This is a genomic window from Burkholderia sp. IT-111MI5 (genome assembly GCF_949752865.1).
Taxonomy (GTDB): Bacteria; Pseudomonadota; Gammaproteobacteria; order Burkholderiales; family Burkholderiaceae; genus Burkholderia; species Burkholderia pyrrocinia_C.
In genome coordinates, this window is sequence record NZ_CATKIF010000071.1 from 104,338 (window position 1) to 117,970 (window position 13,633).

15 protein-coding genes are annotated in these 13,633 nt (G+C 69.2%); 9 read left to right on the forward strand and 6 right to left on the reverse strand.

All coding sequences use genetic code 11. From position 1 onward, the window contains the following. Positions 1–37: 37 nt before the first annotated feature. The 6 genes from ACM6JT_RS31850 to ACM6JT_RS31875 are packed head-to-tail and all read right to left on the reverse strand — an operon-like array spanning position 38 to position 5,794. Entirely contained in the window at positions 38–1,417 is a 1,380-nt protein-coding gene (locus ACM6JT_RS31850) for an MFS transporter (protein ID WP_244099547.1), read from the reverse strand. Continuing rightward, on the reverse strand, positions 1,414–2,133 hold the full coding sequence (locus ACM6JT_RS31855; RefSeq protein WP_131947214.1) for an ABC transporter ATP-binding protein: 720 nt from the start codon (positions 2,131–2,133) through the stop codon (positions 1,414–1,416). Before ACM6JT_RS31855 ends, ACM6JT_RS31850 begins: the two co-directional genes overlap by 4 nt. Continuing rightward, positions 2,130–2,912, reverse strand: coding sequence for an ABC transporter ATP-binding protein (locus ACM6JT_RS31860; RefSeq protein WP_175748025.1), 783 nt, complete (start codon positions 2,910–2,912; stop codon positions 2,130–2,132). The genes ACM6JT_RS31855 and ACM6JT_RS31860 overlap by 4 nt, the downstream gene beginning before the upstream one ends. Then, complete coding sequence (locus tag ACM6JT_RS31865; protein ID WP_414857917.1) at positions 2,909–3,796, reverse strand: branched-chain amino acid ABC transporter permease; 888 nt, start codon at positions 3,794–3,796, stop codon at positions 2,909–2,911. The genes ACM6JT_RS31860 and ACM6JT_RS31865 overlap by 4 nt, the downstream gene beginning before the upstream one ends. After that, positions 3,789–4,682 carry a branched-chain amino acid ABC transporter permease gene (locus ACM6JT_RS31870; RefSeq protein ID WP_034184555.1) on the reverse strand — a complete coding sequence of 298 codons (894 nt, stop codon included), beginning with the start codon at positions 4,680–4,682 and terminating at the stop codon, positions 3,789–3,791. The genes ACM6JT_RS31865 and ACM6JT_RS31870 overlap by 8 nt, the downstream gene beginning before the upstream one ends. 17 nt (positions 4,683–4,699) lie before the next feature. Next, a complete protein-coding gene (locus ACM6JT_RS31875; protein WP_034184554.1) occupies positions 4,700–5,794 on the reverse strand; it encodes an ABC transporter substrate-binding protein in 1,095 nt (364 codons plus the stop codon). A gap of 306 nt (positions 5,795–6,100) precedes the next feature. On the opposite strand from ACM6JT_RS31875, the gene ACM6JT_RS31880 reads away from it, so the two are divergent. The 9 genes from ACM6JT_RS31880 to rhaM all read left to right on the forward strand — a co-directional run bounded on the left by ACM6JT_RS31880 (position 6,101) and on the right by rhaM (position 13,629). Next, a complete protein-coding gene (locus ACM6JT_RS31880; protein ID WP_034184553.1) occupies positions 6,101–6,448 on the forward strand; it encodes a RidA family protein in 348 nt (115 codons plus the stop codon). 12 nt (positions 6,449–6,460) lie between these two features. Beyond that, on the forward strand, positions 6,461–7,705 hold the full coding sequence (locus tag ACM6JT_RS31885; RefSeq protein WP_034184552.1) for a D-amino acid dehydrogenase: 1,245 nt from the start codon (positions 6,461–6,463) through the stop codon (positions 7,703–7,705). After that, positions 7,702–8,493: an aspartate/glutamate racemase family protein gene (locus ACM6JT_RS31890; RefSeq protein WP_081938620.1), complete on the forward strand. Its 792-nt coding sequence runs from the start codon at positions 7,702–7,704 to the stop codon at positions 8,491–8,493. The genes ACM6JT_RS31885 and ACM6JT_RS31890 overlap by 4 nt, the downstream gene beginning before the upstream one ends. Before the next feature lie 77 nt (positions 8,494–8,570). After that, positions 8,571–9,275, forward strand: coding sequence for a GntR family transcriptional regulator (locus tag ACM6JT_RS31895; RefSeq protein WP_414857918.1), 705 nt, complete (start codon positions 8,571–8,573; stop codon positions 9,273–9,275). A 122-nt stretch (positions 9,276–9,397) separates the two neighbouring features. Next, positions 9,398–10,282, forward strand: a complete 885-nt coding sequence (locus tag ACM6JT_RS31900) for a glycosyltransferase family 2 protein (protein WP_105392800.1) — start codon at positions 9,398–9,400, stop codon at positions 10,280–10,282. Positions 10,283–10,352: 70 nt separating this feature from the next. Then, positions 10,353–11,288 carry a dihydrodipicolinate synthase family protein gene (locus tag ACM6JT_RS31905; RefSeq protein WP_034184548.1) on the forward strand — a complete coding sequence of 312 codons (936 nt, stop codon included), beginning with the start codon at positions 10,353–10,355 and terminating at the stop codon, positions 11,286–11,288. 41 nt (positions 11,289–11,329) lie between these two features. Continuing rightward, positions 11,330–12,508 (forward strand): L-rhamnonate dehydratase, encoded by a 1,179-nt coding sequence (gene rhmD, locus ACM6JT_RS31910; RefSeq protein WP_006756437.1) that lies wholly within the window; start codon positions 11,330–11,332, stop codon positions 12,506–12,508. Positions 12,509–12,517: 9 nt separating this feature from the next. Then, positions 12,518–13,303, forward strand: a complete 786-nt coding sequence (locus tag ACM6JT_RS31915) for an SDR family NAD(P)-dependent oxidoreductase (RefSeq protein ID WP_414857919.1) — start codon at positions 12,518–12,520, stop codon at positions 13,301–13,303. Positions 13,304–13,314: 11 nt separating this feature from the next. Beyond that, complete coding sequence (gene rhaM, locus ACM6JT_RS31920) at positions 13,315–13,629, forward strand: L-rhamnose mutarotase (RefSeq protein WP_414858018.1); 315 nt, start codon at positions 13,315–13,317, stop codon at positions 13,627–13,629. Positions 13,630–13,633: the final 4 nt, after the last annotated feature.

Below are 13,633 nucleotides of genomic sequence, written 5' to 3' on the forward strand. Positions count from 1 at the left end.
TCCTCGCTGTGATGAAGAAGGGCGGGCCGTGTGCGCGTCAGCCCGGGTCGATGCGCCGGAACACGATCGCGAAGCCGGCCAGGTAGACGGCCGCGATCACCGCGAAGCCGGCGGCGGTTGCGCGGTCCGGGTCGGCGATCGCGTGCAGCACGACCGACGCGATCGCGACGCCGACCAGCGAGCCGATCTGCCGGCTCGCGTTCAGCGAGGCGGCGGCGAGATTCGCATCCGCGGGGCCGGCCGACTGCATGACGACGAGATTCATCGCGGGGATCGCCTGGCCCGCGCCGAAGTTCGCGATGCCGACCGCGATCGCGAGCGCCGTGTAGGGCAGCGCCTCGATGCCGATCAGCGCGGCGCTGCCGAGCGTGGCGAGCGCGAGGCCCGCGAGCAGCGTGCCGCGCGGGCCGAGCCGCGCGCTCACGCGGGCGGACGCGAGATTGCCGATGCCGAACATCGCCATCAACGGAAACAGTTCGAAGCCGGCGCGCAGCGCGCTCGCGCCGCGCGTCTGCTGCAGGTAAAGGCTCAGCAGGAAGATTTCCGCAAGGATGCCGAAATTGATCGCGAGCCCGAGCAGGCCGCCCGCGACGAAGCGCGGGTTGCGCAGCAGTGCGGGCGACAGGATCCGGTGGCGGGCGCGACGTTCGCGCCACACGAACGCGGTGCCGGCAGCGAGCGTCGCGGCCGCGCCGGCGACGATGGCGGGCGAGCGCCAGCCGGCGCCCGGCCCCTCGATCAGCGTATAGCTGAGCGCCGCGAGCGCGAGCACGCCGAGCAGATGGCCGAACGTGTTCAGCGGGCCGGGGTGGCGCGGCGAGTGCCCGACGTGGCGGTGCGTGAGCCACAGTCCGGCCAGGCCGACGGGCAGGTTGACCCAGAAGATTCCGCGCCAGCCGATTACGTCGACGAGCACGCCGCCGACGCACGGCCCGATCGCCATCGCCGCCGATACCAGTGCGCCCCAGATGCCGATCATCCGCGTGCGCAGCGGCCCGGCCGGAAACGCCAGCGTGAGCAGGCTGAGCGAGCTCGGCATGAAGAGCGCGGCACCGACGCCCTGCAGCAGCCGCGCGGCGACCAGCATGCCGCTCGTCTGCGCGGCCGCGCACAGCACCGACGCGGCGACGAACAGCGCGAGCCCGGCGACATAGATCGTACGCGGCCCGTAACGGTTCGCGAGCGCGCCGCCGAACAGCAGCAGCGCGGCGAAGCTGAGCGTATAGGCATCGACCACCCAGACGAGTGCCGTCAGCGACATGTCGAGACTCGCCTGCATCGCCTTCAGCGCGACGTTCACGATGGTCACGTCGAGCATCGCCATCACGAAGCCGCAGGCGAGCGCGACCATCACGCGCGCGGGCCGGGTGGCGTTCGCGCCGGTCGCGCCGGCAGCGGGGGCGGCATTCGTGCTCATGCGGCACGCCCGCCGAGATAGAGGCGCCGCATCTCGTCGCTGTCGAGCAGTTCGGCCGACGTGCCCGTCAGCGCAACGCGGCCCATCGTCAGCACCACGCCGCGATCGGCGATGCGCAGTGCCTCGAGCGCGTTCTGTTCGACCATCAGCACGGCGATGTGCTCGGTGTCGCGCATCCTGACGATCGCGTCGAACACCTCGTCGACCATCTTCGGCGACAGGCCGGCCGACGGCTCGTCGAGCAGCAGCAGCACGGGGCGGGGCATCAGCGCGCGTGCGAGCGACACGATCTGCCGCTCGCCGCCCGACAGTGCGCCCGCGGGCGACCGGTAGCGGCGCCGCAGCACCGGGTATTGCTCGCACAGCTCCTCGATCCGCGCTTCGCGCGGGAACGCGGACATCGCGTGGCCGCCGAGCATCAGGTTCTCGCGAACCGTCAGCGCGCCGAACACGTTGTCGGTCTGCGGAACGAAGCCGATGTCGTACTCGCGGATCTTGCGGTGTACCGGCACGCGCGCGATGTCGCGGCCGTGCATCGTGACCGTGCCGGCGCGCGGCAGCACGAAGCCGGCGATGGCCTTGAGGAGCGTCGACTTGCCGCAGCCGTTCGGGCCGAGGATCGTGACGATGTCGACCGGCCCGACGGCTAGCGATACCCCGTGCAGGATGTCGATGTCGGGTGTGTAGCCGGCGATCAGATCGCGGACGTCGATCATGACACCCCCAGCGGACGGCGCGCATGCGCGCGGCCCAGGTAGGCATCGAGCACGCGCCGGTTGCTCTCGAGTTCGGCGGGACGGCAGTCGGCGATCGCGGCGCCGCGATCGAGCACGATGCAGCGGTCGCACAGCTCGCGGATGAAGTGCATGTCGTGCTCGATCACGACGAGCGTGACGCCCTGTCCGCAGATGCGGCGCAGTTCGGCGACCAGCTCGCCGCGCAGGTTGGGGTGAACGCCCGCGGTCGGTTCGTCGAGCAGCAGCAGCTTCGGCTCGGTCATCATCGCGCACGCGATGCCGAGCAGCTTCTTCTGGCCGCCCGAAATTGCCGCGGCGCCGAGCTGCGCGACGTGCGCGAGCTTCAGCTCCTCGAGCAGCGCGGTAGCGCGTGCGCGGGTTTCGGCTTCCAGCGCGCGCGTTGCACGACTGCGCAGCAACGCGGCGACCGGCCCGTGACGGGCCGACGACGCAGCCATCGCCAGTTCCAGCACCGACATGCGCGCGGGCATCGACGGCAACTGGAACGTCCGGCGGATGCCGAGCCGCGCGATCCGGTGCGGCGCAAGCGCGTCGATGCGGCGCCCGGCGAAGCGGATCGCGCCGGCCGCGACGGGAGCGAAGCCCGTGATCGCGTTGAGCGCCGTGCTCTTGCCCGAGCCGTTCGGACCGAGCAGCCCGACGATCTCGCCGTCGCCGACGGACAGCGTGAGGCCCGACAGCACCGTGTTGTCGCCGTAGCGTATCGTGACGCCTTCAAGCTCGAGCAGCGCGCTCATGGGTGAACCTCCAGTCGTTCCGGCACAAGGCCGCGCGGGCGCCACAGCACGCATGCGAGCAGCATCAGGCCGACGAGGCCGAGGCGCACCGCGCCCGCGAGATCGCTGCCGACGCCGAGCCAGTCCTTCAGAAACGGCGCGACCGCGTAGACCGCCTGCACGATGATCGCGCCGGCCAGCACGCCCGCATGGCTGCCGAGCCCGCCGACCATGACGATGGTCCACAGCGCGAAGGTTTCGGATGCCACCATCGTGTCCGGGCCGACGTAGCTGATGTACCAGGTGAGGAGCGCGCCCGCGAACGCCGCGGGCAGCGCCCCCGCGACGCTCGCCCGGGTCTTCAGCGCGACCGGGTCGTAGCCGAAGCAGACGGCGAGCGCGGGCTCCTCGCGCATCACCTTCAGCGCGCGGCCGAAGCGGCCGGTGGTCAGCAGCCGGCATGCGGCGTATGCGACGGCGAGGCAGCCGGCCGCGACGGCGAGGAACGCGAGGTCGGCCCACGGCGAGCGCAGCCCGGGAAACAGCGGCGCGATGCCGCCGATGCCTTGCGCGCCGCCCGTCAGCCAGCCTTCGTTCAACGCGAACGTGCGCAGGATCTCGGCGATCGCGAGCGTCGCGATGCCCCAGTAGTCGGCCGACAGATGGCGGCCGAGCCGTGCGATCGCGACGGCCAGCACGCTCGCCGCGCCGGCCGCGAGCGCAAGCGCGGCCGGCAGCGGCCAGCCGAGCTGCGACGCGATGCCGGCGGCGTAGGCGCCGAGCCCCGCGAACGCGACGAAGCCGAAATTGACGAGCCCCGCATAGCCGGCCTGCAGGTTCAGGCCGAGCGCCATCGTCGCGTACAGGCACGCGACGGTCAGCAGATGGACGATGAAACTAGACACGACGCACCTCCCTGTCGAAGATTCCGTATGGCCGGAACACGAGTACGACGAGCAGGATCGCGAACGACACGGCGCCGACGTATTCGACCGGAAAGAACGCGAGCGGCCGGCCGACCAGCCCGCCGAAGTCGACGTCGAGCGCGGTCGTTTCGGCGAACGCGATCAGGAGTGCGCCGGCCGCCGCGCCGAGCGGATTGCCGAGGCCGCCGAGGATGGCGGCGGAAAACACCGGGATCAGCAGCCCGTAGCCGAGGTTGACGTGCACGCTTTCGGTCGCGCCGAGCATCGTGCCGCCGAGCGCCGCGAGCACGCCGCTTGCGAACGTGATCACGTTGGTCACGCGCTGCGCGTCGATGCCCGTTGCGAGCGCGAGTGCGCGATTCGACGCGAGCGCGCGCATCGCCCGGCCGAGGCGGGTGCGGTACAGCAGCAGCGCGAACACCGCGAGCGCGACGGCGCCGCACGCGATCGAGCCCGCCTGCGCGGACGACATCGCGACGCCGCCGACCATCAGCGGCGGACGCACCGCCTGCGCATACTGCAAAGGCCGCGAGCCGGCGGTGCCGAGCATCAGCGCGACGGCGAGCAGCGATACGGCGAGCGAACCGATCATCGCGACCGCGCTGCCCGAGCGCAGCAGCCGCGTGAACACGAACAGGTTCAGCAGCGTCGCGGCAAGGCCGACCAGCACGCACGACACGGCGGTCGCGAGCGCGAACGGCAGGCCCGCGCGCTCGAACCCGAGGGTCGCGAACGCACCGATCATCGCGTACTGGACGTGCGCGATGTTCGGGAAGCGAATCAGCGAATACAGCGTCGACAGGCCGACCGACACGAGCAGCAGGTCGGACGTGCGCATCAGGACATCGATCAGGAATTGCAGCATCGCGTTGCTCCCGGTGGCTAGCGCGCGACGACGGATTGCCGGTACAGGACCTTCTCGTACGGCTGCACCGTGCGCTGGCCGTCGGCGTCGAAGGCGATCGTGCCGGTCACGCCCGTGTACGGCTGGCTGGCCGCGAGCGCCGCGCGCACCTTCGCCGGATCGGCCGATTGGGCGCGATTGATCGCGGCGGCGGACAGCATCGTCGCGTCGTACGCGTAGCTGCCGAACGCCGAGCGCGGCGCCTCGTGGTAGGCGGCGCGATAGTCGGCCGCATACGCGGCGGCACTTGTGCCGAGCGCCGCGACCTCCAGGCCGATCTGCCCCTGCGCGATCTGCGCGGGCGTGTCGCTCGTGCACATCGTCAGGTAGATCCCGTACCACGGCTGCTGGTTGAGGCGCATCTCGAACGCCTGCCGGTTCAGCGTCGCGGCTTCCTGTCCGTACGCGCTGTACACGTAGCCGTCGGGCTGTGCGCGCGATGCCTGCTCCAGCTCGCGCCGGTAGGTCGACTGGCCCTCGGTGTAGAGCACCGTCGACACGATCGTGCCGCCGAGCGCCTCGAAGCGCTTCCTGAACTCGGCCGCGATGCCCTGGCCGTAGCCGTTGTTCGGCGCGATCAGCGCGACGCGCCGCAGCTTGCGGTCGTACACATCCTGCGCGGCGAAGCGCGCGGACAGGTCGTCGAGCCCGATTGCGCTGAACGAGCCCGCGCCGATCTTGCGGACCTGCTGGCTCGACGAACCGATGTTGATGTGCACGTCGCCCTGGCGCACGAGGAACTGCCCGACCGGAATCGTTACCGACGAAGAGAATTCGCCGAGCACGAGCGGCACGCGCTCGACCGTCGCCAGCTTGCGCGCGGCGTCGAGCGCCGTGTTCGCCGTGCCGCCCGAATCCTCGATCCGCACCTGCAGCTTCTGCCCGAGCACGCCGCCTTGCGCGTTGATCTTCGCGACCGCGAGTTCGATCCCGCGCCGCTGGTCCTCGCCGATCGACGCGCTTGCGCCTGTCAGCGGCAACACGGCGCCGACGCTGACGTCGGCGCGCGCAGGAAATGTCGCCGACGCGCCGAGCGCGACGCAGATCCCGAGACTCCAGCAACCCAGCTTCATTTTTGTTCTCCTGAATGCGTGTTGAATTGCGTTTGAAATACAAAAGTGTCGACAGAATCACAGAACAAAAATCGTTGGCAAACACTTTTTGAGCGGATGTGGCGAAGTTCGTAAAACACATCGAGGTTCACAAGAAAATTCCTTGTTTTAAAGCATTAAATGCACAAACTCAGCGACGGTAAACACCAGCGTCGGGCATATGCGCCAGATTGGCGCGGCATCGAATATTTTTGAAAAAAGTGTATACAGTGCTGAATATGGATGCTTAGAATTCAACCCACTCGACACGGAAACGGAGGCGGTGCGATGGAGATCAAGCGATATGGCGCAGGCGAACGGATGAGCCAGCTCGTGGTTGCGGGCGGCTTCGCGTTCATTGCCGGACAGGTTGCCGACGACACCGCACTCGACGTCGCCGGCCAGACCCGCCAGATCCTCGACAAGATCGACCGGCTGCTCGACGGCGCGGGGCTCGACAAGCGCCGGATCGTGTCCGCGAACATCTGGCTTGCCGATCACCGGAGCTTTGCCGACATGAACCGGATCTGGGACGCATGGGTGCCGCAGGGCGACGCGCCGGCGCGCGCCTGCGTGGAGTCGGCGCTCGCGTTTCCCGAGTACACGGTCGAAATCGCGGCGATCGCCGCGTTCTAGCGGAGGCGAGCGATGAGGACGGTCGTGCTCGGAGGCGGCATCGTCGGTGTGACGACCGCCTACTTTCTCGCGAAGGCGGGCGACGAGGTGGTGGTGGTCGACCGGCGCGACGGCGTCGCGCTCGAGACGAGCTTCGCGAACGCGGGGCTGATCGCGCCCGGGCATTCCTATACGTGGGCGTCGCCGCGCGCGCCGAAGATCCTGCTCAAGTCGCTGTTCTCGGACGGGCAGGCGCTGCGCCTCAAGTGGTCGCCGGACTGGCGGATGTGGGCGTGGTGCCGCCAGTTCCTGCAGAACTGCACGGCGGAGCGGTCGCGCCGGAACACGTCGATCAAGGTGCGGCTGTGCCGCTACGCGCAGCAGCAGCTCCAGTCCGCGACCCGCGACGAGGGGCTCGCGTACGACCGGATCAGCGGCGGGCTGCTGTACCTGTACCGGGATCCCGCGTCGTTCGAGCGCGGCATCGCGAACATGCGGATCCTGTCCGACAACGGCCTGCCGCTCGAGACGCTCGACCCGCGCGCGGTGATCGAGCGCGAGCCCGCGCTCGCCGGCGCGGCGGGCGAGATCGCGGGCGCGATCTACTGCCCGTCCGACGAGAGCGGCGACGCGCATCTGTTTACCCGCGCGCTCGCCGAACGCTGCCGCGCGCTCGGCGTCGAGTTCCGCTTCGGCGCGACGATCGACGGCATGCGCGCGAACGCGGACGCGGTGGACTACGTGCAGACGTCGCAGGGCCGCGTGAGCGGCGACCGCTACGTGCTCGCGCTCGGCGCGTACTCGCCGTTCGTCGCGCGCCGGCTCGGCTACCGGTTGCCGATCTACCCGGTGAAAGGCTACTCGGTCACACTGCCGATCGACGCGCGCCACGAGCCGCCGACGCTCGGCGGCGTCGAGGAAAACCAGCTCGTCGCGTGGGCGCGGTTCGGCGAGCGGCTGCGCCTGACCGCGACGGCCGAATTCGGCGGTTACGACACGACCCACACGCCCGCGGACTTCGCGCACATGCTGGCGACCGCGAAGGCGCTGTTTCCGAACGGCGCCGACTATACGAAACCGTCGTACTGGGCCGGGTTGCGGCCGATGACGCCGGAAGGCACGCCGATCATCGGCGCGACCCGGCATCGCAACCTGTTTCTCAACACCGGGCACGGCCACATGGGCTGGACGATGTCGTGCGGTACCGCGAAGATCGTCGCGGACCTGATCCACGGCCGGCAGCCCGACATCGACATTACCGGGATGACACTCCAGTGAGCGAACTTCTTTCGACCCCTGTGCAGCACGGCGCCGGTTCGTACGCGCGCTTCGGCTTCTCGCTCGATGCGGGCATCGCGCGCCGCGCGGCGATCGGGCTCGTCGTGCTCGCGACCGACCATACGATCGAATACGAATGGCGGCGCGTGCTCGCGCTCGACGGCGTCGCGTTCTACGAGAGCCGGATCGCGAACTCCGCCGACATCACCGCGGAGACGCTCGCGCGGATGGACGGCGGGATCGCGGCGGCCGTCGAGCTGATCCGCCCCGGCGAGCGCCTCGACGTGGTGGCGTTCGGCTGCACGTCCGCGTCGATGGTGCTCGGCGAGGAGCGCGTGTTCGAGCGGATCCGCGAGGCGCGGCCGGGCGTCGCGTGCACGACGCCGATCACCGCGGCGCGGGTCGCGCTCGGCGCGCTGGGGGCGCGCGGCGTCGCGCTCCTCACGCCGTACGAGCGCTCGATCAACGAAGCGATGGCGGCCTACCTGCGCGCGCGCGGTGTCGACGTCGTGCGCGCGGGCTCGTTCGAGCACCGCGACGACAACGAGGTGGCGCGGATCGACCGCGCATCGATCGAGCGCGCGGTGCTCGCGCTGGCCGCCGATCCGGCGGTGGACGCGGTGTTCGTGTCGTGCACGAGCCTTCGGCTCGTCGACGCGCTCGCGGAGATCGAGGCGCGCGCCGGCAAGCCGGTGTTGTCGAGCAATCACGCGCTCGCATGGCATGCGCTGCGGCTCGCCGGCGTCGACGATCCGGTGCCGGGCTTCGGACGCCTGCTGATGCAATGACGGTAGCAGCAAGAAAGGCGTCCGCAGGCCGCCATGGCCGATAATGACGGTCGCCGACAGACGAAGGAGGAGGCGAGATGGCAGCGAATTCCGTGCTTGGCGGCCGCGAGGCGCTGGCGCCCAGGCGCGCGGGCCTCACGGTCAACGAGATTTACGAGCAACTGAAGCAGATGGCCGTGGTGTATTCGATCCGGCCGGGCGAGCGGGTCAACGAGCTCGAACTGGCGGAACGGTTCGACGTCAGCCGCACGCCGATCCGGGAGGCGCTGAACCGGCTCGTCGCAGAGAACCTGCTGGTCTTCGTGCCGAATCGCGGATTCTTCATCCGCCAACTGGAAGGGAAAGACGTGTTCGATCTCTTTGAGCTGAGGCGTTCGATCGAGTCGACCGCGGTGATGCTCGCGTGCGAGCGGGCGTCCGACAACGACATCAAGACACTGCGCCGCTTCTGGCGGCAGGTGATGAAGAGCGCGCCGCGGATGCCGTCGTCGGAGCTCGTCCTGAAGGACGAACTGTTTCACCTGAAGCTTGCCGCGCTGTCGGGCAATGCGGAGATCGGGCGCGTGCTGCAGGGAATCAACGCGCGGATTCACTACGTGCGATGGGTCGACGTCGACCAGCGGCGCGACGCGGCCTTCACCGAGCATCTGGAGATTCTCGACGCGCTCGCCGCGCGGGACACCGAACGATGCGTCGCGTTGACCGACACGCACATCCGCTGGCGGATGGAGGAAATCACGCGCGTGGTGGAAGCGAGCGTCGTGAAGCTGTACGCGAAATAACGGGCGGTCCGCGGCGCACGCGCGCCCGGCGAGACCGCACCGACGAGACGCAAGGCCAAGGAGGACGGGCCGCCCGCCTGCCGGTGCGGCGCATCGCCACGCTTTCGTTACGAGGTGCCGTCATGAAACATGGCACGCTGGTCACGCTGTACAAGCCGTCCGCGGCGCAGATCGACCATCTGCTGGGCCTGCCCGCGCACAGTCCGGCCGTCGTCGCGGTCGACAACTCGCCCGTCGTCGATCGCGAGCTGCACGCGCGGCTCGCCGCGCACGGCGTCGACGTGGTCGCGAACCACAACCGCGGCGGGATCGCCGGCGCGTTCAACGCCGGTGTGGAGTTTCTCATTCGCCGCGGCTGCGACGTATTCTTCATCTTCGACCAGGATTCGACCGTGCCCGCCGATTATTTCGAGCGGATGCTCACGGGGTGCGCGACGGTCGGCGATACGCGCTTCCTGGTCGGGCCGCGCATCTTCAACCGAAACTTCCGGCGCAACCTGCCGCTCTTCACCGTGCGCCGCTGGTCTGCGCGGATCACGCCGATCGGCGACGGCGCGCGCGGCTTGCTGCCGTGCTCGGTGATCATCTCGTCCGGCACCGCGATCTCGCTCGACGCGTATCGCGCGCTCGGCCGGTTTCGCGAGGATTTCTTCATCGACCATGTCGACGCCGAGTACTGCATGCGCGCGCAGGCGAACGGCGTGCCGGTGTGCGTGAATGCGGACGTGTCGCTGCCGCACGAGCTCGGCAGTCCGTCGGCCCGGCAGCACTGGCCGCGCGTCGAGATCTTCGACCAGAGCGCGCTGCGTCATTACTACGCCGCCCGCAACTGCATCCTGGTCGCACGCGACTACTGGCGCCGCTATCCGGCCATGCTGCTGATCAACCTGATCACGCTGAAGCACGTCGCGTTCATCCTGCTGCATGCGCGCGACAAGCGAACCAAGCTGCACGCGATTCTGTGCGGCGTGACGGACGGGCTGCGCGGCCGGTACGGCCGGGTCTGACCGACTCGTGACGACGTGCGGAATCGCGCTTTATCAATTTTGCAATCCTGAATGAAGTGAGGCCGACAAGATGATTCATGACACGCAGGCAGCTCGCCGCTATACGGGCGCGTTTTCCGTTGCGCCGACCATTTTCACCGAATCGGGCGAACTGGATCTGGAAGGGCAGATGCGTTGCGTCGACTTCATCATCGACGCGGGCGCAGACGGGCTGTGCATCCTCGCGAACTACTCGGAGCAGTTCTCGCTGTCCGACGACGAGCGCGAGCGGCTCACCGGGATGATCCTCGAGCACGTCGCGGGCCGGGTGCCCGTGATCGTGACGACGACCCATTTCAATCCGGTGATCTGCGCGGCACGCAGCCGGGCCGCACAGGCGGCCGGCGCGGCGATGGTGATGATCATGCCGCCGTATCACGGCGCGACGATTCGCTGCGGCGAGGCGGCGATCGGCGCGTTCTTCTCGGAGGTCTCCGATGCGATCGACATCCCGATCATGTACCAGGACGCGCCGATGAGCGGCACGCAGGTATCGGCGGCGTTCCTCGCGCGGCTCGCGCGCACGATTCCGAACCTGCGCTATTTCAAGATCGAGGTGCCGCAGTCGGCGGCGAAGCTGCGCGAGCTGATCGCGCTCGGCGGCGACGCGATCGAGGGGCCGTGGGACGGCGAGGAGGCGATCACGCTGCTCGCCGATCTCGACGCGGGCGCGACGGGCAGCATCCTCGGCGGCGGCTACCCGGACGGGCTGCAGCCGATTCTGGCCGCCTATCGCGCGGGCCGGCGCGACGAGGCGGTGGCCGGCTACGAGAAGTGGCTGCCGCTCATCAACTACGAAAACCGGCAGGCCGGGCTGCTCGCCTGCAAGGCGCTGATGAAGGAGGGCGGCGTGATCGCGTCGGACGCGCCGCGGCGCCCGCTGATGCCGCTGCACCCGGAGACGCGCGCGGGCCTCGTCGAGATCGCGCGGCGGCTCGACGCGCTCGTGCTGCGCTGGGCGCGCTGACACGCGCGCATTTTTCTTCTTTCCGATCGAGGAACGTCCCGATGAGCATGCCCACGATACGACACATCCGCGCGCTGACGGTGCGCGGCGGCGGCGCCGACTACCACGACCAGGGCGCTGACCACTGGATCGACGATCACATCGCGACGCCGATGGCGCGTTACCCGGAATACCGGCAGAGCCGGCAGTCGTTCGGCATCAACGTGCTCGGCACCCTCGTGATCGAGATCGAGGCGAGCGATGGCACGGTCGGTTTCGCGGTGACGACGGGCGGCGAGATCGGCGCGTTCGTCGTCGAGCGCCATCTGGCGCGCTTCATCGAAGGGCAGCGCGTGACCGACATCGAGAAGATGTGGGATCAGATGTTCTACGCGACGCTCTATTACGGGCGCAAGGGCGTGGTGCTGAACGCGATCTCCGGCGTCGATCTCGCGTTGTGGGACCTGCTCGGCAAGGTGCGCGGCGAGCCGGTGCACCAGTTGCTCGGCGGCAAGGTGCGCGACGAACTGCAGTTCTATGCGACGGGGGCGCGGCCGGATCTCGCGAAGGAGATGGGGTTCATCGGCGGCAAGCTGCCGCTGCATCATGGCCCGGCGGAGGGCGACGAGGGCCTGCGCCGCAACCTCGACGCGCTGGCGACGATGCGCGATCGCGTCGGCGCGGATTTCTGGCTGATGCTCGACTGCTGGATGAGCCTCGACGTGCGCTATGCAACCCGGCTCGCGCACGAGGCGCGCGCTTACGGGCTCAAGTGGATCGAGGAGTGCCTGCCGCCCGACGACTACTGGGGCTACGCGCAGTTGCGCCGCGCGGCGCCGCCCGATCTGCTCGTGACGACGGGCGAGCACGAGGCGACCCGCTGGGGCTTCCGGATGCTGCTCGAGATGGGCTGCTGCGACATCATCCAGCCTGATGTCGGCTGGTGCGGCGGCCTGACCGAACTCGTCCGCATTTCGGCGCTCGCCGACGCGCACGGCGTGCTGGTGGTGCCGCACGGCTCGTCGGTCTACAGCTATCACTTCGTGACGACGCGGCACAACAGCCCGTTCGCGGAATTCCTGATGATGGCGCCGCAGGCGGATCGCGTCGTGCCGATGTTCGATCCGCTGCTGCTCGACGAACCGGTACCGACGGGCGGGCGGATGAAGGTGCCGGATACGCCCGGTTTCGGCGTGCGGCTCAATCCGGCCGTGCGCACCGAACGGCCCTACACGCACTGAGCTGCCGCGATGAAACTGCTCGAGAACAAGGTCGTCGTCGTTACCGGCGGCTCGCGCGGCATCGGCCGGGCGATCGCGCTCGCGTGCGCGCGGCATGGCGCCGACGTCGTCGTCAATTACTGGGCCAACCCGTTGCTGCCGGCGCAGTCGGATCACGCGCTCGACGCGCTGGTCGACGAGATCGGCGCGACCGGCCGGCGTGCGCTCGCGGTGCCGGGCGACATCGCGCGGCCGGACACCGCGGACGAACTGGTCGCGCGGGCCGTCGACGCGTTCGGCCGGATCGACGTGCTGGCGAGCAATGCGGGGATCTGTCCGTTCCACGCGTTCCTCGATCTGCCCGCCGACCTGCTGCGACGCACGATGGAGGTCAACCTGCACGGCGCGTTCCACGTGACCCAGGCGGTCGCGCGCCGAATGGCCGCGCAGGGCGACGGCGGCGCGATCGTCGCGACGAGTTCGATCAGCGCGCTCGTCGGCGGCGGCATGCAGACGCACTACACGCCGACGAAGGCCGGCGTGCACGCGCTGATGCAGTCGTGCGCGGTCGCACTCGGCCCGCACCAGATCCGCTGCAATTCCGTGCTGCCGGGCACGATCCGCACCGAGATCAACGAAGCGGATCTCGCGGCGCCCGGCAAGGCCGAGTACTTCGAGCAGCGCATTCCGCTCGGCCGCCTCGGCGAGCCTGACGACGTCGCGGACTGCGTGGTGTTCCTCGCGTCGGACCTGGCGCGCTACGTCAACGGCGCGGCACTTCTCGTCGACGGCGGCCTTTACGTGAACCTGCAATGACGGGGGCGGACATGGAGACGATCGCGTTCCGGATGCGGCTGCATCCCGGGCAGAAGGACGAGTACCGGCGGCGCCACGATGCGATCTGGCCGGAGCTGGCCGACGCGCTGCGCGCGGCTGGCGTGGCCGATTACTGGATCTTTCTCGACGACGAAACGGATTGCCTGTTCGCCGTCCTGAAACGGCCGGCGGGGCACCGGATGGCCGAACTCGCGCAGGACGACGTGATGCGCCGGTGGTGGGCGTACATGGCCGACCTGATGGCGACGGACGAGGACGGGCGGCCGCTCGAAAAACATCTGGAACCGATGTTCCATCTGGCGTGATCGC